At 45.5% G+C, this 20335-nt stretch carries 27 protein-coding genes and 1 tRNA gene; all 28 read right to left on the bottom strand.

Features of this window, described 5'->3' with window-relative positions:
• Window positions 1-34: 34 nt before the first annotated feature.
• Complete coding sequence (gene aroH / locus HQN90_RS01935) at window positions 35-421, bottom strand: chorismate mutase (protein WP_173215937.1); 387 nt, start codon at window positions 419-421, stop codon at window positions 35-37.
• A 3-nt stretch (window positions 422-424) separates the two neighbouring features.
• Window positions 425-1519, bottom strand: a complete 1095-nt coding sequence (aroB, locus tag HQN90_RS01940; protein WP_173215939.1) for a 3-dehydroquinate synthase — start codon at window positions 1517-1519, stop codon at window positions 425-427.
• Between the two features lies 1 nt (window position 1520).
• Window positions 1521-2684 (bottom strand): chorismate synthase, encoded by a 1164-nt coding sequence (gene aroC / locus HQN90_RS01945; RefSeq protein WP_173215941.1) that lies wholly within the window; start codon window positions 2682-2684, stop codon window positions 1521-1523.
• Between the two features lie 238 nt (window positions 2685-2922).
• Complete coding sequence (locus HQN90_RS01950) at window positions 2923-3087, bottom strand: hypothetical protein (protein WP_167388005.1); 165 nt, start codon at window positions 3085-3087, stop codon at window positions 2923-2925.
• A 134-nt stretch (window positions 3088-3221) separates the two neighbouring features.
• Complete coding sequence (locus tag HQN90_RS01955; protein ID WP_079409664.1) at window positions 3222-4004, bottom strand: CheR family methyltransferase; 783 nt, start codon at window positions 4002-4004, stop codon at window positions 3222-3224.
• Between the two features lie 126 nt (window positions 4005-4130).
• The gene (gene ndk / locus HQN90_RS01960; protein ID WP_173215943.1) at window positions 4131-4574 is read right to left on the bottom strand and encodes a nucleoside-diphosphate kinase; all 444 of its coding nucleotides are present in this window, start codon (window positions 4572-4574) and stop codon (window positions 4131-4133) included.
• Window positions 4575-4695: 121 nt separating this feature from the next.
• Entirely contained in the window at window positions 4696-5673 is a 978-nt protein-coding gene (locus HQN90_RS01965; protein ID WP_173215945.1) for a polyprenyl synthetase family protein, read from the bottom strand.
• The gene (locus HQN90_RS01970; protein WP_173215947.1) at window positions 5670-6533 is read right to left on the bottom strand and encodes a menaquinone biosynthesis protein; all 864 of its coding nucleotides are present in this window, start codon (window positions 6531-6533) and stop codon (window positions 5670-5672) included. Before HQN90_RS01970 ends, HQN90_RS01965 begins: the two co-directional genes overlap by 4 nt.
• Window positions 6514-7125 (bottom strand): UbiX family flavin prenyltransferase, encoded by a 612-nt coding sequence (locus HQN90_RS01975; RefSeq protein ID WP_173215949.1) that lies wholly within the window; start codon window positions 7123-7125, stop codon window positions 6514-6516. Before HQN90_RS01975 ends, HQN90_RS01970 begins: the two co-directional genes overlap by 20 nt.
• The gene (locus tag HQN90_RS01980; RefSeq protein ID WP_173215951.1) at window positions 7122-7997 is read right to left on the bottom strand and encodes a UbiA-like polyprenyltransferase; all 876 of its coding nucleotides are present in this window, start codon (window positions 7995-7997) and stop codon (window positions 7122-7124) included. The genes HQN90_RS01975 and HQN90_RS01980 overlap by 4 nt, the downstream gene beginning before the upstream one ends.
• 7 nt (window positions 7998-8004) lie before the next feature.
• Window positions 8005-8754, bottom strand: a complete 750-nt coding sequence (locus HQN90_RS01985; RefSeq protein WP_173215953.1) for a demethylmenaquinone methyltransferase — start codon at window positions 8752-8754, stop codon at window positions 8005-8007.
• Window positions 8755-8767: 13 nt separating this feature from the next.
• Window positions 8768-9634, bottom strand: a complete 867-nt coding sequence (locus HQN90_RS01990) for a heptaprenyl diphosphate synthase component 1 (RefSeq protein ID WP_173215955.1) — start codon at window positions 9632-9634, stop codon at window positions 8768-8770.
• Window positions 9635-9732: 98 nt separating this feature from the next.
• Window positions 9733-10266 (bottom strand): hypothetical protein, encoded by a 534-nt coding sequence (locus HQN90_RS01995; RefSeq protein WP_173215957.1) that lies wholly within the window; start codon window positions 10264-10266, stop codon window positions 9733-9735.
• 120 nt (window positions 10267-10386) lie between these two features.
• The gene (gene mtrB / locus HQN90_RS02000) at window positions 10387-10638 is read right to left on the bottom strand and encodes a trp RNA-binding attenuation protein MtrB (protein ID WP_079409656.1); all 252 of its coding nucleotides are present in this window, start codon (window positions 10636-10638) and stop codon (window positions 10387-10389) included.
• Between the two features lie 83 nt (window positions 10639-10721).
• Window positions 10722-11648 (bottom strand): phosphatase PAP2 family protein, encoded by a 927-nt coding sequence (locus HQN90_RS02005; RefSeq protein ID WP_246362001.1) that lies wholly within the window; start codon window positions 11646-11648, stop codon window positions 10722-10724.
• Between the two features lie 99 nt (window positions 11649-11747).
• Window positions 11748-11821, bottom strand: a tRNA-Pro gene (locus tag HQN90_RS02010).
• A 153-nt stretch (window positions 11822-11974) separates the two neighbouring features.
• Window positions 11975-12247, bottom strand: coding sequence for an HU family DNA-binding protein (locus HQN90_RS02015; RefSeq protein ID WP_029193008.1), 273 nt, complete (start codon window positions 12245-12247; stop codon window positions 11975-11977).
• 246 nt (window positions 12248-12493) lie between these two features.
• Window positions 12494-13972 carry a stage IV sporulation protein A gene (gene spoIVA / locus HQN90_RS02020; RefSeq protein ID WP_079409654.1) on the bottom strand — a complete coding sequence of 493 codons (1479 nt, stop codon included), beginning with the start codon at window positions 13970-13972 and terminating at the stop codon, window positions 12494-12496.
• 303 nt (window positions 13973-14275) lie between these two features.
• Complete coding sequence (locus tag HQN90_RS02025) at window positions 14276-15025, bottom strand: hypothetical protein (RefSeq protein ID WP_338042265.1); 750 nt, start codon at window positions 15023-15025, stop codon at window positions 14276-14278.
• Window positions 15026-15048: 23 nt separating this feature from the next.
• Window positions 15049-15396: a 2Fe-2S iron-sulfur cluster-binding protein gene (locus HQN90_RS02030; RefSeq protein ID WP_173215959.1), complete on the bottom strand. Its 348-nt coding sequence runs from the start codon at window positions 15394-15396 to the stop codon at window positions 15049-15051.
• Window positions 15397-15425: 29 nt separating this feature from the next.
• Entirely contained in the window at window positions 15426-16016 is a 591-nt protein-coding gene (locus tag HQN90_RS02035; protein WP_173215961.1) for a hypothetical protein, read from the bottom strand.
• A 27-nt stretch (window positions 16017-16043) separates the two neighbouring features.
• A complete protein-coding gene (locus HQN90_RS02040) occupies window positions 16044-16337 on the bottom strand; it encodes a 2Fe-2S iron-sulfur cluster-binding protein (protein WP_173215963.1) in 294 nt (97 codons plus the stop codon).
• Window positions 16338-16358: 21 nt separating this feature from the next.
• Complete coding sequence (locus tag HQN90_RS02045; protein WP_079409650.1) at window positions 16359-16538, bottom strand: DUF2768 family protein; 180 nt, start codon at window positions 16536-16538, stop codon at window positions 16359-16361.
• Window positions 16539-16641: 103 nt separating this feature from the next.
• Window positions 16642-16908, bottom strand: a complete 267-nt coding sequence (locus tag HQN90_RS02050; protein ID WP_079409700.1) for a stage VI sporulation protein F — start codon at window positions 16906-16908, stop codon at window positions 16642-16644.
• A 91-nt stretch (window positions 16909-16999) separates the two neighbouring features.
• Entirely contained in the window at window positions 17000-18043 is a 1044-nt protein-coding gene (locus HQN90_RS02055) for an NAD(P)H-dependent glycerol-3-phosphate dehydrogenase (RefSeq protein WP_173215965.1), read from the bottom strand.
• A gap of 26 nt (window positions 18044-18069) precedes the next feature.
• Complete coding sequence (gene plsY, locus HQN90_RS02060) at window positions 18070-18678, bottom strand: glycerol-3-phosphate 1-O-acyltransferase PlsY (protein ID WP_216855160.1); 609 nt, start codon at window positions 18676-18678, stop codon at window positions 18070-18072.
• A 14-nt stretch (window positions 18679-18692) separates the two neighbouring features.
• Window positions 18693-20018 (bottom strand): ribosome biogenesis GTPase Der, encoded by a 1326-nt coding sequence (gene der / locus HQN90_RS02065; RefSeq protein ID WP_173215967.1) that lies wholly within the window; start codon window positions 20016-20018, stop codon window positions 18693-18695.
• A 131-nt stretch (window positions 20019-20149) separates the two neighbouring features.
• Entirely contained in the window at window positions 20150-20329 is a 180-nt protein-coding gene (locus HQN90_RS02070; protein WP_079409647.1) for a capping complex subunit for YIEGIA, read from the bottom strand.
• Window positions 20330-20335: the final 6 nt, after the last annotated feature.

A 20335-nucleotide genomic window follows, 5' to 3' on the forward strand; every position in this document is an offset into this window, starting at 1 on the left:
CTCTACTTGCCTAAACTCATCTAATTCCACTATACTACCGGGTTGCTTCATTTGTCAATTTAACAATATCAGGTCTTAACGCTTTCGCTTCTTTCAAATAAACATGATTGATTTCGGCTTGGGTTTTGGTTGTGTTGACCTGAACCATTAATCGAATACATTTGGGAAGTGAATTTTCTACCGGCACTTCCAAAGAACACATAAGCGGCACAAGCTCCCAACCAGCCAAAGTGCGAATCGCACGCGCCGGGAAGGTAGCTGTAATATCCTCAGTCACTGTAATGAATACGGAACATATATCTTCCGGATGAAAATCATTTGCTTCTACAATCGCACGAAGCAAATCGCCTGTTGCGGTTAAAATTTCTTCTGCCTCATTGTGCGCAACCGTCGTTGCACCACGAATTCCCCTTAAGAACATTGGCTAACTCTCCTCTTTTAGAAGCTCGACAATTTGTCTGACTTGATCCTCAGTAACATCCTTGCGAATTTCCACTTTGCCGATCTCCGTCGGAATGATGTAAACCATCGTGCCTTCTTTGAATTTCTTATCATGCATCATTGCGCTCATAATACGATCCGTATCCAAATGAGCCGGGATATGGACAGGCAAACCAAATTTCACGAACAATCTTTTCGTAACTTCATGGATCTCTTCGGCATAGCCAAACTGCTGAGCAAGCTTAGCTGCTCCTACCATGCCAATCGCAATGGCTTCTCCATGCAGCAGCTCGCCATAACCGGCCACCGCTTCCAACGCATGTCCAATCGTATGCCCGAGATTCAAAATCGCGCGAAGATCATTCTCTCGCTCATCTTGGGAAACAACGATGGACTTGACTTGACAGCCTATATAAAGCGCATAGCTAAGCGCTTCTGGATCGAGAGCCAGCAGCTTAGCTGCGTTGTCATCGCACCACTGCGTGAATGCGGCATCCCAGATCAAGCCGTGCTTGATCACTTCGGAGAGGCCCGCCTTCACCTGGCGGGGCGGCAATGTCAACAGCAGCTCGATATCGAAGAGAACGAGCTCAGGCTGGTGAAACGCTCCGATGATGTTCTTCGCCATCGGATGGTTGACCGCTACCTTGCCGCCGACAGAGCTGTCGTGGGCAAGGATGGTCGTCGGGATCTGCACGAAGCGGACCCCGCGCATGAAGCTCGCCGCCGCGAAGCCGGCGAGATCGCCGACCACGCCTCCTCCGAGGGCCACAATCGCAGAGCTGCGATCAAGGCCCGCCTGGAGGGCGGTTGAGACGATTCCCTCGAGCTGCGCGAGGGATTTGGATGTTTCGCCTGCGGGGACGACGCAGGCTGTAACGGCGAAGCCGCCTTCACGGAGCAGCGTCAAGACGCGCTCCAAATGCAGTGGCGCCACCTCATCATCTGTGACGATGAGCAGCGGCGACTTGCGGCTGAGCTTCGCACGATCGAAATATTCCGTGATTTGGTTCAGAATCCCTTGACCGATATAAATAGGATAAGACCGTTCGCCAAGCTCTACGGTGAGCTCTCTCATATTAGTAGCTCTCCACTTGCGCTAGAAAATTGTTCAAATTCGCACGGATTTCTTCGATGGAATCGCCGCCGAATTTATCCAAGAACGCATTCGCCACTTCCCACGCGATCACATTTTCCATAATGACGCCTGCCGCTGGCACGGCGCAAGTATCGGAGCGTTCTACTTGTGCTGTGAATACTTCTTTCGTATCAATGTCTACGCTTTGCAGCGGTTTGTATAACGTAGAAATAGGTTTCATGACACCGCGCACGATAATTTGCTCGCCCGTAGTCATACCGCCCTCGAAGCCGCCAGCGCGGTTCGTTCTGCGGCTAAAGCCACTTTCCTGTGTATACAGGATCTCATCATGCACATTGGAACCTCTGCGCTCCGCTGCTTCAAAACCAATCCCAAATTCAACACCCTTGAAAGCTTGAATGGAAAGGACTGCTTGTGCGATTTTGCCATCGAGCTTGCGATCCCACTGAACATGACTGCCCAGACCTACCGGCACGCCTTCAATGATGACTTCAACAATACCGCCAAGTGTGTCGCCATCTTCTTTGGCAGCATCGATAGCCGCGATCATTTGAGCCTCCGCTTCTTTATCTACGACGCGTACAGGTGATTCTTCCGTAATGCGGATAAGCTCATCAACTGGCAGCTCTTGACGTTTCACTTCGACATCGCCGATTCGGATCACTTGTCCAGCCACTTTAATACCGAACTCAGCAAGCAATTGACGGGCAACTGCTCCTGTCGCAACGCGCATCGTCGTTTCACGCGCACTGGAGCGCTCGAGAATATTGCGCAGATCCTTTTGATTATATTTCAGACCGCCGTTTAAATCCGCATGTCCTGGACGGGGGCGATTCACACGACGTTTGCCTTCGTTGTCCTCTTCTACAGGCTCAATCCCCATAACCGTTGTCCAATGTTTCCAATCATTATTAACGACGACAAGCGCAATCGGAGCTCCCGTTGTTTTGCCATGGCGCACACCGCCCGCAATTGTCGCAGTATCCTTCTCAATCTGCATCCGACGACCACGACCGTAACCCTTCTGACGTCTATGTAGTTGAAAGTTAAGATCTTCAAAGTTCAAGGTTACATTGCTTGGAAACCCTTCAATTATCGCAGTGAGCTGCGGTCCGTGCGTTTCACCTGCTGTTAAATATCTCACAATCCGTTACCCCCTAAAGTATGGCGAATCAAAGCTGGCTTCGATAACATTCGCTGATTCATTTATGATTTTCGTATGTATGTCCTGTCGAACACTTTAGCGCTTTGACGCGCGATTACCTTTTGTCATTATAGTATAGGTACTGTGGTTTGGCAACAGCGCAAACGCAAAAAACACGCCTCGCGATAAGGAAAAAACCCTTTAGCGTAAGCGTGTCAACATCTGATCAGGAGCAATGTTATCCGAGCATTGGCTGCTTCTGGATAACTCTCGGTAATTCGGCCATCTGTGGATCATTCATCAATCCCATAATCTGTGACGAGTCGACACCCAAAATTTGCGCACATTCCTGAATAGAAATCATTCCCCTGCGATAAGCGGTGATTACCTTGCGTTTGTCCATAAGAGCCCCCTAGGAGTTTCTGCTTAAACCAAGACAGATACCGTAAACTTTACTGACGTTGCCCTAATCAATCATGACTTCATCCGTATAAGCTTAGACTTAGTTACTCTTAGTATTGGAAGATATGGAAGATCTTATACACCCTTCTTGCGATAAAAGAACGTATCTGCTGGTTCCAAGTCATATTGCGACGGAGAAAAAATTTGCTCAGTTGAGCCAACGAACAGCAATCCGCCCGGTTTCAAAGCTTTCGAAAACTTTTGATACAAAACATGCTTGGCTTCCTCTGTAAAGTAAATAATGACATTCCGGCAAACGATGAGATCAAATCCGGTGTCAAAAGTATCGACCAGCAGATTCTGCTTCTGAAATTTAATCGTCTTCTTCAGATCATCTGTAATATAATGCATCAACTGATCTTGACGGAAATATTTCTTCACATATTTCTCTGGCACATCTCTTAAAGAACGTTCCAGATAGACGCCTTTGCGCGCCTTGTCCAACGCCCCATCATCAATATCCGTCGCAAGCAAATGAACTTCGTTCAATGCGCCTTGCTCGGCCAAGATCATGGCTAGTGTATATGGTTCTTCGCCTGTTGAGCACGCAGCGCTCCATACTTTCAAGCGACGGTTTTTCTTCAGCATATCGGGAACAAACTTCTGTTCAACCAACTCCCAGCGATTCGGATTCCGCCAAAACTCGGAGACATTAATCGTCATGCGGTCTAAAAATTCATAAAACAGTTCTTTATTTTTCATCATTGCATCAAAGAAAGCAACGAATGTGTCATATCCGCGTTTCATACGCAAGGTGGTTAACCGTCTTTTCATTTGCGCTTCTTTATACAAAGCGAGATCAATGGACGTGTGTTCTTTCACTTTTTTTATAAACAATAAAAAATCTTGATCTTCCATGTTGTCCACCTACCCTGACATATTCTCATTGATACATTCTGTAGGTTACCGTTAGAATCCTTCATAAAACGACAAAAAAAGAACCTGCATCCAAAAAGATGGCAGATTCTTAGTCGATAGCTCCAATTAGATCCATTGTTGAACCACTTTATTGTAGGTGATCAGCTCGTCCGCTTGAAAGAAATTGCCGATTTCGCGTTCAGCGCTTTCCGGTGAGTCCGATCCATGAATCAAATTAAAATTCGTATGAACCGCATAGTCCCCGCGAATCGTCCCTGGAGCAGCTTCTAGTGAATTGGTCTTGCCGATTAATGTGCGCGATAAAGGAATCACTTGATCCCCTTGCCATACCATGGCGAATACAGGTCCCGATGTAATGAAGTTCACTAGTCTTTCATAAAAGTCTTTACCTTCATGCTCGGCATAATGAAACTCTGCTTGTGCTCTCGTTACCATCGTTAGCTTGCCGCCGATTAATTGAAAGCCCTTCTGTTCGAATCGTTTTACGATTTCACCGATGAGACCGCGCTGCACGCCATCAGGCTTAACCATCAAAAATGTTTTTTCCATGTCAGGACTTCCTCCTTTGAGTTTTCGTCAGGAATTGATGTCGTAAGCATTTACTCAGTAAGGTTTAACCTATGTAGTAAGCATTAGTTTACACTTTTTGGCAGCATTTCTCAAATGGTCCTTAGTACGAACGATTTCCGAAAAAATGCGCGATTTCAGTCAGGTCTTTCTTGGCTTGTGTTTGAGGCAGCAAATCAAGCGCAGCAATAGCCTTGTCAATGTATTTCTGGGAAAGCGCCTCCGCTTGGTCGATCCCTTTGCTGGACCGAATCGCATCTAGAAAACGGCTGACGTCCGTTTGTCCGTCCAACTGATGTATACGCTCTAATTCGGATAAAATAAATGGCTTTAATGTAGGATCCTGCATAGCGAGCAGCACTGGAATCGTAATATTGCCCTGTTTCACATCACTGCCTGGCGGCTTGCCGATTTGCTTCTCAGTTCCAATCAAATCAAGGATGTCATCTCGAATTTGAAAAGCCATTCCCGCATTGTATCCAAAGGAATACAGCTTGTTGCAAATCCAGTCAGGCGCATCTGACGCTATAGCCCCCAGTTGACAAGAAATCGCGATAAGCAATGCCGTTTTACGTCTGATTCTCAGCAAGTAATCGCGGATGGATTGCTCGGAATGAAAAAAGAAGCGAATTTGTTCCATTTCTCCAATGGACATCTCGACGATCGCCTTGGACATGATCTGATGGACAGCCGGCTTGGGGATTTGCGTAATAACACCAAGCGCTTTGGCGAAAATGTAATCCCCTGTGAACATCGCAATGCGATTGTCCCATTTGGAACGGACCGTCAATTGCCCACGCCTTGTATTGGCATCATCAATGACATCGTCATGAACGAGCGAGGCCATATGAATCAGCTCCAAGGGAACAGCCACTCGCTTCATCGTCTGCAGCTGATAATTGCCGAATTCACCTGAGAGAAGAACGAAAACGGGACGTATTCGCTTGCCTCCTGCTTTCAGCAAATGCATAGACGTTTCTCTCAGCATCGAATGATCGGTATATACACTTTCTTCGAGCTCTTTTTCAATCGCTGCTATATCTTTTTTCTTTCTTGTATAGATATCCATTAAATTTTTCATTCAGTCACCCGTGCCACTTTATTCTCTGACCATAAAGCGATGCTAACTGGTTTCGGCAGGAAACCCAGCTCATAGCAGTACTTATAATACAGAGCAAGTCCATCCCATTGTTCCGTTCCAAAATCATAGCATAATGTATGAAAATAATGATGCCAATAATCCGATGTGCCACCGACTGAATCTTGCGCCTCTTGCATCATTTCTTGCGGATCGTTATGTGCTTTGGCTTTGCTCGCCATAAAAGCATTAAACGCCTCCGCCACCAGCTCAGGAAACTGCTCGGCTGTTTCTTTGCGAATGGCCCAAACTGCGAAAGACATCCATTGTCCGGTCCATTTGGCCCATTCTTGCCCAAGATCAGTAATCATATACGTTTTATTGCGCCAGTTCTCTTTGATGGCATCGTCACCGATTAACAAAGCTGCATCTGCCTTTTCCATCATTTGAGCAATATTCGGCTGTGCATACTCGTAGGTTGGTTTTCCGTTATAGAACTTTTCGAGAATAATTTTAAGCAAATTGACCGATGTTGCCGAGGTGGTTGGCAAGACGATGTGCCCATTTGCTATTTCGCGCAGCGGCTTTTCATGAAAGAGCAGGATGGAATTTACTTCTCCATAAGCGCTAACGGAGAGGTCGGGATATAACAAATACTGCTCAAACGATTCTCCGTAAGCAAAGGAGGATATCGGCCCCATATCAATGTTGCCAGCTTTCATCGCTTGATTCAGTGAAGTCGGGACTTGTTCAATAATATCGACCTCGCTGCTATTCATCAGCTCAGGAAAGTAATAATAAATAGGCCAAACGTTTGTATAATTAATTCGGCCTATGCGTATTTTAGGGTCTTGGTTGCTCATTGTTATCTCCCCATCTTCGGTACAAGGAATGCTCAATCTCCATGCTATCCAGCACTTTACCCACCAAAAAATCGACCATCTCCTCAATGGAGCTCGGACGATTATAGAAGGCCGGCATCGCCGGAAGCATGCGTACCCCCATTCTGGATAAAGTAAGCATGTTCTCCAAATGTATGGCATGCAATGGGGTTTCCCTTGGAACCAGAATTAATTTTCTTCCTTCTTTGAGCATAACATCTGCCGTTCGCTCCATTAAATTATCGGACGAACCATGTGCGATGCCGGACAAAGTACCCATGGAACAGGGGATGACTACCATCCCTTTGGTGCGAAAGGAGCCACTTGCAACCGTAGCTCCAATATCGGCAATCGGATGAAACACATAGGAGCCTGCTCGGCCGCCAAAATGCGCTTGAAGCATCTCTTGGCGTTTGCTTGCCTGCCAATCCAGTTCATCATGCAGAACTCTCCAGCCTGCCTCCGTAATCATCAAGTGCACATCTAAGCCTTGATCAAGCAGCACTTGAACGAGTCGCACCCCATAGATTGCGCCACTTGCACCCGTTAGCCCGACTACCCAGTTCCCGTTCATGAATGCTGCCTCACAAGCACATCAATCAAAGTGAAGGCAAACATCACCAGACTCAAAATTCCATTCATCGTGAAGAATGCGGTATTTAATTTGGACAAGTCCTGTGGAGAAACAAGCCGGTGTTCTTTGTACAAAATCACATAAGCAATGACGAGACCAATTAAATAAAACCAGCTCAAATGGGTGATAAAAAATAAAGCGACAAGGCCTACAGCAGTGAGCACATGCAAGATACGAGCTGTATTTAAAGCAGCTTTGATGCCAAACCGACTCGGCAAGGAATGCAAGCCTTCATTTCGATCAAATTCTGCATCCTGGCAGGCATAGATCAAATCAAACCCTGAGCTCCAGCATACGACCGTCAAGTAGAAAATGAGCGAAGACCATGTGAAATGGCCTGTTACGGCGATCCAGCCCCCAAGCGGGGCTAAGCCTAACGTTAAGCCTAATACAAAGTGGCATGTCCATGTAAACCTTTTGGTATATGAGTAAAAGACAAGAAAAAACACTGCAATCGGCAGCAGTTTCATGGACAAAGCGCTTAAATTGGATGTTGCCCAAAACAGTAGTGCGAAGGAAATAATAATGTAAATAATGACCTGCGGGATCGAAATGAGTCCTGCTGGAATGGCACGATTCTCTGTGCGTGGATTGCGTTTATCAATTGCCTTATCAATAACGCGATTCAACGCCATCGCGGCGGTTCTCGCTCCTACCATGGCTAGAGTGATCCAGCCAATTTGCGCCCAGCTGGGCAGATGACCATTTAACACAACAGAACCCAGAATGGCTCCCATGAAAGCAAACGGCAATGCAAATACACTGTGTTCGAATTTAATCATTTCCAGAAAAATTTTAAGTTTAGTAAACATATGCTGATTACACTCCTGATTTCGTTTTCCCCTTGGTGCCTAAATGTAATGCGGCAACTCCACCTGTTAATGGGTAAGCTTGTACTTGTTCCAAACCTTGCTTTTGAAAAATGACAGCCAATTGCTTATGGTCCGGAAAATGAACTAGTGATTCCGGCAGCCACTTGTATTGCTCGTATTTCTTAACGATAAGTTTTCCCAAAAAGGGCAGTACACGTTGAAAATAAAAATAATAGATAGACTTGAAAGGCTGCCAAGTTGGCTTAGACAGCTCTAAAGACACAACTAGCCCTCCTGGCTTCACGACACGCTGCATTTCACGAATGACCTGCTCCAGATCAGGGACATTTCGCAGCGCGAACCCGATGGTAGCGAAATCAAATGTGTTGTCGTCAAACGGAAGACTCATCGCATTGCCGCGAATTAGTTGTATCTGCTGGTCCAAGTGAAGCTTCTTAATTTTCTCTGCGCCATAATCGAGCATGTTTTGACTAAAATCCAAGCCAACCATTTTGCCATTGCCGCTTGCTTGAGCTAAGCTGATGGTCCAATCACAGGTCCCGCAGCATAAATCGATGGCCGTATCTCCCGGTTGAACATTCATTTTCTTCATCGTGAATTTCCGCCATGCTTTATGCCTGCGGAAGCTCAATATGCTGTTCATCAAATCATACTTGGGGGCAATGCTCTCAAAGACGGAATGCACAAATTCTTCTTTGCTTTTCTTCGGCTTGCCCGTTGCTTTTGTCATACTCATCTGTTCTGTCACCTCATATTTCTTCCATCACTTTGGATGGCTTCGCTAAAAATCGAAGAAATGGCTCACCTATGTGAAACAGTTCACTTATTAGTTTGTCCGAGTCCAGCTGCTGCACAATCGCCTGCAGTTGCTTCGTATGCGTATCAAGCATCTGATAAAGCTGAGACTTGATATTATACTTATGTAAAAGCGTGCGAACTTTGGTTTGGTCTGATTCCTCTGCGTGAAGCTGCTTCCGTTCTTCTTTGGTACCATGTTGTAGAATGTGCCAGAACGCCCAACTTCCTCGAAAACTGGCAATCGCTTCAATGTGAAAAATTTCTTCGAAAATGATTTCGCATTGGGCAAAGCTTCTCAGAATGTCCGACCAATCTTGTTCATACGTGTCAGACATGAGGTCCGAGAAAGACAAAAAAAGCTGAGATTTAATTTCCACAGTCTGGTGGAGGTAATCTTCTGCTGTCAATTTCAATTGTTTCATTTTGATATACAAGTTCATCTTCAGACGATTGACTTCACAAATAGCTTCGGATAGCTGCTTAATGATTTCAATTTGACCCGCCTGAGCCAATAGATGATAAAAACGGGAGCTGAAGTAGTCTCCTGCAAGTACCTTTAACTGCCTCGATCTAGCTGCTTTCTTTTCTTTGATGTCATTAGAAGCCATGACCATGTCATGGGTGTCGAGGGCAAGCTGGACCAGCGATGTAGCTAAGGTAAACAATTCGCTTGAAGCGCTTAGCTTGCTGCTGCCATTCAAAAAAGCAAACAACAGACGTGTTCGAAGCTCCGGAAAATCGGGCAAGTCTGTGTGAATTTGAATCATATCATAATCTGTGTATTGCTTAGCGATCTCAGGGATCCGATAAGAATTCATGCAAAAGCCTCCGTAACCGTGTGCCAAATCTCTTTTGTCTTCTTCAATGCTTCAATTCAAGTCATTATATCATAACACGTAAATCGACGCACATTTAATTATAGCGGATATTTTTGCTGCCACTTCGAGGTGTAGGTCAGACGAAAGCGGTTCTGCAATTGCTGTTCCAGCTGAATCAGGCTTAATTCATTCGCGTTCTTCTCCATATCCTTCCCGTTTTCACGCTCCGCAACCATGGCGAGCACAAGCTGGGTAGAAGCGGAATCCTTTGTCCCCGAATAGTCGATCACGCGCACCCAGATTTGTTCCACATTTTTCGTTCGATTGATCATCGTTTGAGCAATGGTGTACAAGTCTCTGTAAACAGATACAGAATCTGCATTCTTCGGCAAGCTTAAATCAAGCGACATCCGGGAATTGCTCAGCTCTACTTTGCGAATTCGCAGTTGAAGCGGAACTTGAACCAGCAAGTCAACCAAATTGCTGTCCGTTAGCTCGCTGGGCCGATTGCTTGACCAATTAGCGGATGAGCTGAGACCGGCAGAACGATCCATTTTGGGAAGCAGCGATAAACAGATGACCATGGCAACTGATATTCCTATTGTCAAGATGATACGCATCGACCATTTCATGACCAAAGCACCTCCAACACGATTCCAAGAGCATGCTGAAAATGCATATCCATTCGCATGTTACAAGCTCTATACATCATTGTACAAAGAAAAAAAGCAGGCTATGCCTGCTTTTACAAATTATTCTTCTGTATCAATCGTGCCATACTTCGTCATAATGATAGCTTTGCCTCGTACTTTGACAGCTGATGTGTGTTCAGTGAACTGAGCAATCATCACTTCACCCTTGTCCAATTTCTCCGTATGATGAAAGCGAGTATCTTGTCCACGCGTTAATCCGATCACATGCACACCGTTATCTTTGGCTTTAATGACAAAATATTCATTGCCGTTCGAGTTTGTTGGATTTGTTTTATTGTTCGGTTGTTCCACTTGTCATCCTCCGTTCCGTTCTTGCCTAAACTACTGATCCTTCTGTTATGATGCCAAAAAAAGCAGCCCAAAGTCAACTTGATTTAGACAGACGCATGATTAGATACTGTTTGGTTGCCTTTTCGGTAAAAGCTTTTGAACTTGGCCGGCAGCATGCGATTGGAGCCAATTCGTATTAATAGATCTGACAGTTTCACTGTTCCGTATGCAAACAGCATGCCAGCGAAAACATCAATCAACCAATGAATCTGCAAATACAAAGTTGAGAAAATGATGGAAGCGCAGTACGTCACCATCATCGTTTTGAAAATACGATCCTTCTCTCGCAAAGCCAGAAGCAGCATCGCAAATGAAATCGAGGTATGCATACTTGGAAAACAGTTCATGACCGCTACTAGAAGTGAATTCTGGTCTGTAAACACCCGATGCAATAAATCCGGCTGCTTGTTCACGTACCAAACTTCGTGCAGCAGAATTAAGTTGTAAAAAGGCAAAATGAGTGGGAATTGAAGCATATGACCCGATAATGCGTAGGAGAGCATTTTCTTGATGCTGCGTGTCCAGAAGCTTCTTACAAGACAGATCCATAACGATAGGACGAAGCCGTAATTATAAATCCACACCATCGCTTTATCCAGAAATGGCGTGGCAATCCATCTCGCCCAACCTCCCGTATTCAGCGGTATCGCGTTCATGTAATCATCCCAGTGCCACGGGTGTCGATTGTTCTCAAACATCCAATTGGCGATTTTCCACCAGAAGCCGTTTCCCGAACCATAAAAGTAATAAAAAACACCAAGGAGTGGAATACCAAAGAGAAAGAAGCGTCTCCAATCCACATCAATCTGATCCTTGCGAACACCCAATAAGCAAATTAACAATAGAATCCAGCATTCTTTCGTCCAATTCCCAACCACACCTATTCGCCAAACCAAATAAATAGATGCAATAATGCCGAACATCGTCCAATCTTGCGATTTCACGAGCTCGTTTAATTTCAACTTATTCAAGACCGTTCCCCCTACAATGATCTAAGCAGTGTTATCTCTTTCTCGGAACAAGCCTCTTCACGAGAAAAAGACATCGCTTCTTCGATGTCTTTTTCTTAATCGGAGTAACACGATTCGAACGTGCGACCTCACCCACCCCAAGGGTGCGCGCTACCAGGCTGCGCCATACCCCGTTTGTAGCTGTAAAACTTATTCACTTTTGTAATTATAGTAGGAGAATTTGGAATTGTAAAGGCATTTTCTATCCTCAATAAAGAAAGCCGCGACAGCGATTAGCGGTCACGGCTTTGTTGTTATATAACGTTCAATAGTATGTAAAACGCAAATTATTGAATGCCATCTTTAAGTGCTTTACCAGGTTTGAAAGCTGGAATTTTGCTTGCTGGAATTTCGATTTCATCACCAGTTTGTGGATTGCGTCCTTTACGAGCAGAACGTTCACGAACTTCAAAGTTACCGAATCCAACCAGTTGTACTTTATCTCCGCCTTGCAGCGCTTCGGAAATTGCATCAAACACAGCGTCAACTGCTTTTGTTGCATCTTTCTTGGAAAGCTCAGAGGTTTCAGCAACCTTGTTAATCAATTCAGATTTATTCATGCCATTCACCTCCCCCCAAGATTTCTCACTTCCGTTACTTCCTGTTTTCACCGTTTCCTCAGAAAATATACATTATCCAATGAAAAATCGTTGATTTTCTTAGTAAAAATGAACTTCGAAAGCAGACGAATAAACTCATAGTAATATACTCCGACAGCAATTTCAAGTATCGTTTTCCAATTTATGTGGGGATTTCCGCTACTAAACGACAAAAAACACTCAATCGAGTGTTTTTTGTTCATCATTTTACAAAATAATGGCAATTAATCCGCCCGAGCCCTCATTAATAATTCGCCCAAGAGTTTCTTGCAGTTTATAGCGCGCATTGTCCGGCATTTGGGCCAGTTTTCCTTGGATCCCTTCGCGAACGATCGAATGGAGCGACCTTCCGAAGATGTCCGACTCCCAGATTTTGAGCGGGTTATCCTCGAAATCTTGCATCAGATAGCGGACGAGCTCTTCACTTTGCTTCTCCGTTCCGATGATCGGCGAGAACTCGGACTCGACATCTACCCGAATCATGTGAATGGACGGTGCTGTAGCCCTTAGACGTACTCCAAACCTAGAGCCTTGACGGATCAGCTCCGGCTCATCCAGCGCCATCTCAGCCAGCGTCGGAGGGGCTATCCCGTACCCGGTCGTTTTGACCATTTCAAGAGCTTCTGCAAACTGATCATATTCTCGTTTCGCATGCGTGAAGTCCTGCATTAATTGGAGCAGATGATCTTTCCCTCGAATCTCGACACCGACCACCTCAACGAGGATGCGATCATAAAGCTCATCCGGCGCGAACAAGTCAATTTCAGCTACACCTTGCCCCATGTTAAGCCCGGCCAAAGCTGCCTTGTCAATGAACTCATAATCACCAAATTGGCTAACGACACGGTCTACGTCACGCAAGCGTCTGATATCTTGAACGGTATCCCGGACTGAATTCTCAAATTGCGTACGCAACCAGTGATTCTCATCCAATACCATAACCCAGCTTGGCAAATTCACATTAACTTCATGAACAGGGAACTCGTAGAGCACTTCACGCAGGACAGAGACCATTTCTTCTTCCCCGGCACTGGCGACACTCATCGTTACAACTGGAACGTCATAGCGGCTTTGCAGCTCGCTGCGCAGCTCAAGAGCCGGTTCACTATTCGGTTTCTGCGAGTTGATAATGACGATGAAAGGCTTACCTACTTCTTTCAGTTCGTTAATCACTCGTTCTTCTGCCAACACATACGAAGATCTCGGAATATCCGATATCGTTCCGTCGGTTGTCACTACTACGCCAAGAGTAGAATGCTCTTGAATGACCTTCCGTGTCCCGATCTCTGCCGCTTCCTGAAACGGAATCGGTTCATCGAACCAAGGGGTGTTGATCATTCTAGGGCCGTTCTCGTCTTCATAGCCTTTGGCGCCATCGACTGCATAACCTACACAATCAACAAGGCGAACATTGACGTTCAACCCTTCGGCCACAGAAATTTGAACCGCCGTATTCGGTACGAATTTCGGCTCCGTTGTCATTATCGTGCGGCCAGCAGCGCTCTGCGGGAGTTCATCGGTAGCCCGGATCCTATCCGCTTCACTTTGAATGTTAGGCAGCACTACAGATTCCACAAAACGTTTGATAAAGGTTGATTTTCCTGTCCGGACTGCTCCGACTACCCCCAGGTAAATGTCCCCTCCCGTTCGTTCTGCAATGTCCTTAAAGATATCCACTTTCTCCAAGAGAATCCCTCCTACAGTTTGGTCGTCAACTGACTCATGTGACGGTAACAATTGACTACTCGTACATTCATTTGGACTAGTAAGAAATATATGTACTTTCGATAGAAATATGATAGATGCGTAGATCTTTTTTTTGCCGCTCATATTTTATGAAGCACATACGGCTTTCCTTATAGAACCATAACCAGGGACTTTAATCTTAGACCAAAGTCTCACCACATTGAAAAAATATATGATAGACAGCTAGCAGATATTCTGAAAAAGCAAAAAAACCTCTTACAAGATTTCTGTAAGAGGTTGGGATTACGGGGCAATCTGCGGCATGGGCTGCTCCTTTTGCCATAAATAAGCCGTACTCCGGATTGGAACGAATAGCGTTTTGGTCACCAGAATCTCGCGTAAATCCTGGTTAGGCTTAAGGCTGCCAGCCAGCGATCCGCTTTGAATGAGCTGCATAATATCCATGGCATAGTCAATCGATACATCGCCAGTTTGTTTATCTACGATATAAGAAATGATGTTTTTGCGGTTGTACACGGATTTGATATCAGGTGCTTTCATACCAAGATGAGCAAAATCAACATATTCAAAAGCATCATTGATAGCCACGCCCTCTGGCAAATTGCCATCGTGTTTGGCTTTATAGTCATTTATCTTTTTTTGAACGTCCTCTACACTCTGATAGGCTGATAAATCCATCAGCTTCACGGTCGGTTTAGTTTCCGCATCAACAAGCACATAGATGAAGATACCCCCGCTCTCGAAAGCATTGGCCGGTACCGTGCTAAGTAGATTTGTTTTTTTCAGCTTGGCAAAATCAATGACGTATTTCTCGTAAAGCGGTGTCGTCATCTCACTATTCTTAATGGGCAAAACACCGGTTTTCTCATGATACAGATCAATCGCTTGCTGCACGACTGTAATGAATTCCGCGGGGTTAATCTGATTTTCTTTGCGTAATTCTTGAGGGTATGCACATCCGCCCAGAAGCAGTACCAGACATATCGTGAGCCCCAATAGTCTGACTTGGAAGAGGCTTCGCCATATTTTCACTAATGATCATCCTATCTTTTTTTCTAAAATAAATCGTCATCTTCATGTTGTCTTGCAAGCTGAGCCCGTATGGCTGCTTTTAGAGGGTCTTCAGGCACGGTAACCTGTACAGGTCCTATCACCTTCGCCTGACAAGCCAGCCGGTAGCCCTCGTCAGCCTGTGAGCCAAGCTTCAACCGTTCATTGATGTTCATCGGTGCTAAGCCGCTGGAATCGGTCACTTTGACTTTGCACATGAGACATGCCGCTTTCGCGCCGCAGCGCGTACGTATGTTCACTTTCGCTTTACGCCCTGCATCCAGCAAAGTTGTGCCTGACCTGACCGTAACCTTCTTGTTGTCCGGCCAAAAATGCACTTCTGTAGCATTCATCCCATTCACCTTCTTATCGCATCAAACTGTTAGCGAAGTGAGTCTTTCATTAATTGTTCCAATCTGTGTTGGAACTCCGTTCCCCAGCTATTTCTTTGCAAGAGGTCGTTTAATACCGGCATATGCAGCCCTGGATTTGCAAGCATCGTATGCCTAATAGCTTCATAGCGGTCAGGGCGATTTCGCAGCAAATTAAAAAGAAGCTCATGAGCCAGCGGCATCAACCTCACATGGTGACCAGTTATTTGAACCGTTTGGCTGTGAGCTTCCCACAAATAAGAAGCTTCAACCTGATAGGCGGATTGCATCGCCTTCACTTTGAAATCTCCTACGAGCTCGACGGCATTATCATCGATTATGTAATGACTTAGAATCGACGCATAGATTGGCGTTTCATTATACATCGGTACATCTACCGAATAAGGCTGTAAGCAGCTATGTGCAGCTGTGACGTCTTGATAATCCACATACAGATCCAGATCTCTTGGACTTCTTCCAATATCTACATGCTGTAAAAGCAATCCGCAGCTTCCACCGATGAGCCATCGTACGTGAGGAGCTTGCAATAATTGAGTCTGAATGGTCGTAATCGTTGGGAGTAACGGCTCTAGCAGGACCAAGATGCCCACACCTTTCAGGCAGAAATTTTAGAAATAAGGCTTATGCGTCACAGAAATCGTGCCGTCTTGTTTCACGACACACTGGCAAGCTAAACGATACCCTTGCTCTAACTCCTCAGGCTCCAGTCGATCTTCTTCCTCCTCCGAAGGCACAGAAAGCAGGTCTCGACCCGAGGCTACATAACAACGGCATCTGGCGCATGTGCCCCGTGTACACGAAAATCCCCAATCCACATCATCTTTGAGCGCATGGTCCAGAATCGTTAATCCGGTTACCACCTCAACTGTTTTCTGTGTTTTGCGCGTTTTCAGTTCCAACATCGGTTATTCGCCTCCAGAAAGTTAAAACAATGATAGCAGCATATAAAGTAAAATCGGAATAAATAAAATGAAAGCAATGAAGGATAAAACGACACGAAGTGCCCCTTGGGTTCGTGTTCTTGCATAAGAGATTAATAATGACGCAACAACCATGAGACCGATGGCCACAAAAGACGCCCACATTTTGTCTAAACTTGACATTGTTCATAACTCCTTATGTAGAAAACATTAAAATTGATCACCAGTAAGTATAGCATAGGATGAGAAAAAAAGCATAAAGGGCAGCAAGCTCCCCTTTATGCTCTTATTTTTTACCCATCATCATATTCATGAGCTGCTGCATATTATTCGTATCCAGCTTACTGCTTTTGACAGCCTGAACGATATCATTGATCGTCTCTTCGGAAACCTTGACATTGACTAAACCTGAGACTTGCTTGATCAGTTGACGAAGCTGGGTCTCACTTTGCAATGTAGAAGGTTTCACACCGCTTGCCAATTTCTCAATATCTTTGGGTGTAACGGACTTCCCTGTTTTCTTCTTGACCACATTCAGGATGTCCTTCGACATATCTTTATTCGACAAATGTGCCGCCTCCCTATACCTCTTAATCGCAAAGCTTATAAGGTATAGTATGAATGCGGCAAGAATCTGGTGTAGGCTACTTGAATACTTTTGTTGTTGTCTCCACGGCAACCTCTTCAATCTCATGCGTCCGTACGCGGCCCATCAGATCCTGTGCAGCCAATTGCGGCGATTTCCCTTCGAAAAGAACATTATGCAGCTCATTCGTAATAGGCATCACAACATCATATCGCTGTGCCAGCTCATAGGCTGCCTTCGTTGTTTTCACGCCTTCAACGACCATGCCCATCTCCTTGAGCACTTCATCAAGAGGAACGCCCTTCGCCAATTTGTTGCCTGCTCGCCAATTCCGACTGTGCTGGCTCGTGCACGTAGCAATTAAGTCCCCGATACCTGCCAAACCAGCAAACGTCAATGGATTGGCGCCCATTGTCGCTCCTAAGCGAGCGATTTCGGCCAAGCCTCTTGTCATTAGCGCAGCTTTGGCATTGTCACCGAAGCCAAGTCCGTCAGTGAGACCTGCTCCAAGCGCAATTATATTTTTGAGCGCGCCGCCAATTTCTACACCGGCTACGTCCGGATTCGTATAGACGCGGAAATAAGCATTGATCATTAAATCTTGGGCAGCTTCGGCAGCTTCCAAGTCTTCAGCCGCGACTACAACCGTAGTCGGACGTTTCTGAATGACTTCTTCGGCGTGACTAGGCCCTGATAAGACAACGAACCGTTTGGGATCATGCTCCGGAAGCTCGTCGGACAGCACTTCTGTCATCCGTTTGAGCGTGCCTGTCTCGAAGCCTTTGGTCGCATGGATAATCAGCGCGTCATTCTTCAAGAATGGACGTATTTGCGCAGCAACGTCTCGCATTCCGGCTGAGGGCACGACCATGACAATGGCGTCCGCATCCTCAACAGCTTCCTGCAGCGAATGCGTAGCGACAATCAGTGGTGATAACTCGACATCTTGGAGAAACCGATGATTCGTATGTTTTGTATTAATTTCTTGCACTTGCTCCTCGTTACGAGACCATAACAGGACTTGCTTCCCGTTATCCGCCAGTACCGAGGCAAGCGCCGTTCCCCAACTTCCAGCCACAAGTACCGATACTTTGTTTGACACGGTAATCCCTCCTAAGAGTTTTCAGGCTATGCTCTTTTTTGACCCAGCTTGTTCTCTTTACCTTGAATTAATTTCACAATATTGGTTCGATGCCGCATAAATGCAAACGCACACAACAAAATACTAATCCACAAAACAGGCATAGGTCGGTCCATCCCCCAAATAAGGAAAGGTAAAAGTGCCGTTAAAATCAGGGAACCGAGTGAGACGAAACGCGTAATGGCAATAATCACAATAGCTGTCAGACCTGCAATGAGCGTTGGGATGAAACAAAGTGTCGCCATAACACCGATAGTGGTTGCTATGCCTTTTCCACCTCGGAACCCAAAAAAAACAGGCCAATTGTGACCTACAATAGCCGCTAACCCGCACAACACGCGAACCCAAATGTCATCCGGCCCAGAAGCTGCCCACATCCCCAAACAGACAGCGGCAACTCCTTTGAAGCCGTCAAGAAGCAACACCAGAATTGCCGGACCTTTGCCCAGCACACGTAGCGTATTCGTTGCTCCTGCATTACCGCTGCCATGCTTGCGGATATCAATGCCTTTAAACCATTTCCCGAATAAATAACTAAAGCTTATGGAGCCTAATAAATAACCCACTACAATTGTTATTATGGAAAGTAAAAGCAAGCTACAACATCTCCTTATTCTTTGTCCGAAGACTTTCTGCGGCTTAAGATACGAATCGGTGTCCCTTCGAAACCAAAGGCAGCACGAATTTTGTTATCCAAGTACCGCTCGTATGAAAAGTGCATGAGCTCAGGCTCATTCACGAATAGTACAAAGACAGGAGGTTTAACGGCCACTTGCGTGACATAATTGATGCGCAGACGTTTCCCTTTATCCGTTGGCGGCGGGTTATAAGCAACCGCATCAGAAACAACATCATTCAGTAAATGAGTCGCCACGCGCAAGGAGTGGTTTTCTGCCACTTGAATGACGACAGGCAGCAATTTATGCAATCGCTGCGTTGTTTTCGCTGAAACGAATACAATCGGAGCATAGCTCAGGAATAGGAAATGATCACGGATCGTCTGTGTAAAATGCTGCATCGTTTTATCGTCTTTGTCCACGATATCCCATTTATTTACGACAATGACAATCGCTTTTCCTGCTTCGTGCGCATAACCAGCGATATGCTTGTCTTGATCGATAATGCCTTCTTGGCCGTCGATGACAACAAGCACAACATCCGCACGCTCGATCGCCTTCATAGCGCGCATCACACTGTATTTCTCTGTATTTTCATAAACCTTGCCTCTTTTGCGCATACCAGCTGTGTCAATGATAACAAACTTCTGATCATCTCGCTCAAAAGGCGTATCAATGGCATCACGCGTTGTGCCTGCCACATCACTTACGATGACACGCTCTTCGCCAAGTATCGCATTCGTCATGGACGATTTGCCGACATTCGGACGTCCGATCAGCGCAAATTTAATAACTTCCTCGCCATATTCATCGTCTTTCTTATCCGGGAACAGATTGCAAACCACTTCGAGCAAATCGCCGATTCCAATCCCATGGGAACCTGAAATCCCAACAGGATCTCCAAAGCCAAGAGAATAGAATTCATAGATATCATCTTGACGTGCAAGGTTATCTACTTTATTAACAGCCAGCACGATTGGTTTTTTGGAACGGAATAACAATTGAGCTACCTCTTCATCTGAAGGGGTAACGCCTGCTTTGGCATCTACCATGAATACAATAACATCCGCTTCTTCAATCGCAAGCTCCGCTTGGATACGCACAGACTTAAGAATCGCATCTTCGCCATCAATTTCAATACCGCCTGTATCAATGACGCTGAATGACGTATTCAGCCATTCCCCAACTCCATATAAACGATCACGAGTAACACCAGGTTTATCTTCCACAATCGCAAGACGATCGCCAACGATTCGATTAAAAATGGTGGATTTGCCGACATTCGGTCGGCCAACAATTGCAAGAACAGGTCTAGCCACTTCTCATTCACTCCTTCGAATTCCATGATCAGCCACGGAAAAATACGCAACTTACATCATAACAAAAAAGACACGGCTTGGCTAATCTCATTTGAGATTCCGCTCCTAAGAGCGCAAGCTTACATCAACTTTCATGTATGCTTGACCAAGATCATCGTGCCATTTTTCAAATCGTGGGCGTTCGCATCCAATATTTTCTCAAGTGAAAATGACACTTTTTGCAGATCCTCTTCTTGATCTACCACGAAAATGGGGGCACCGCCAGCCACCTTATCCTTCATTAACGTCACGATTGCAACAATTTGCGCCACCCTGCA

This window comes from Paenibacillus alba (genome assembly GCF_013204855.1).
Lineage (GTDB): Bacteria > Bacillota > Bacilli > Paenibacillales > NBRC-103111 > Paenibacillus_E > Paenibacillus_E alba.

What these genes read in the sequence shown, in the direction of transcription:
- HQN90_RS01970 (WP_173215947.1), bottom strand. Translation starts at nt 6,533, where the DNA reads ATGAGCAACCAAGACCCTAAAATACGCATAGGCCGAATTAATTATACA.
- HQN90_RS01950 (WP_167388005.1), bottom strand. Translation starts at nt 3,087, where the DNA reads ATGGACAAACGCAAGGTAATCACCGCTTATCGCAGGGGAATGATTTCT.
- HQN90_RS01955 (WP_079409664.1), bottom strand. Translation starts at nt 4,004, where the DNA reads ATGGAAGATCAAGATTTTTTATTGTTTATAAAAAAAGTGAAAGAACAC.
- HQN90_RS02030 (WP_173215959.1), bottom strand. Translation starts at nt 15,396, where the DNA reads ATGAATGCTACAGAAGTGCATTTTTGGCCGGACAACAAGAAGGTTACG.
- HQN90_RS01995 (WP_173215957.1), bottom strand. Translation starts at nt 10,266, where the DNA reads ATGAAATGGTCGATGCGTATCATCTTGACAATAGGAATATCAGTTGCC.
- ndk (WP_173215943.1), bottom strand. Translation starts at nt 4,574, where the DNA reads ATGGAAAAAACATTTTTGATGGTTAAGCCTGATGGCGTGCAGCGCGGT.
- HQN90_RS01990 (WP_173215955.1), bottom strand. Translation starts at nt 9,634, where the DNA reads ATGAATTCTTATCGGATCCCTGAGATCGCTAAGCAATACACAGATTAT.
- aroH (WP_173215937.1), bottom strand. Translation starts at nt 421, where the DNA reads ATGTTCTTAAGGGGAATTCGTGGTGCAACGACGGTTGCGCACAATGAG.
- aroB (WP_173215939.1), bottom strand. Translation starts at nt 1,519, where the DNA reads ATGAGAGAGCTCACCGTAGAGCTTGGCGAACGGTCTTATCCTATTTAT.
- HQN90_RS01965 (WP_173215945.1), bottom strand. Translation starts at nt 5,673, where the DNA reads ATGAAAAATTTAATGGATATCTATACAAGAAAGAAAAAAGATATAGCA.
- HQN90_RS02050 (WP_079409700.1), bottom strand. Translation starts at nt 16,908, where the DNA reads ATGTCGAAGGACATCCTGAATGTGGTCAAGAAGAAAACAGGGAAGTCC.
- HQN90_RS02040 (WP_173215963.1), bottom strand. Translation starts at nt 16,337, where the DNA reads ATGTTGGAACTGAAAACGCGCAAAACACAGAAAACAGTTGAGGTGGTA.
- HQN90_RS01975 (WP_173215949.1), bottom strand. Translation starts at nt 7,125, where the DNA reads ATGAACGGGAACTGGGTAGTCGGGCTAACGGGTGCAAGTGGCGCAATC.
- HQN90_RS02015 (WP_029193008.1), bottom strand. Translation starts at nt 12,247, where the DNA reads ATGAATAAATCTGAATTGATTAACAAGGTTGCTGAAACCTCTGAGCTT.
- HQN90_RS02045 (WP_079409650.1), bottom strand. Translation starts at nt 16,538, where the DNA reads ATGTCAAGTTTAGACAAAATGTGGGCGTCTTTTGTGGCCATCGGTCTC.
- HQN90_RS01985 (WP_173215953.1), bottom strand. Translation starts at nt 8,754, where the DNA reads ATGAGTATGACAAAAGCAACGGGCAAGCCGAAGAAAAGCAAAGAAGAA.
- HQN90_RS01980 (WP_173215951.1), bottom strand. Translation starts at nt 7,997, where the DNA reads ATGTTTACTAAACTTAAAATTTTTCTGGAAATGATTAAATTCGAACAC.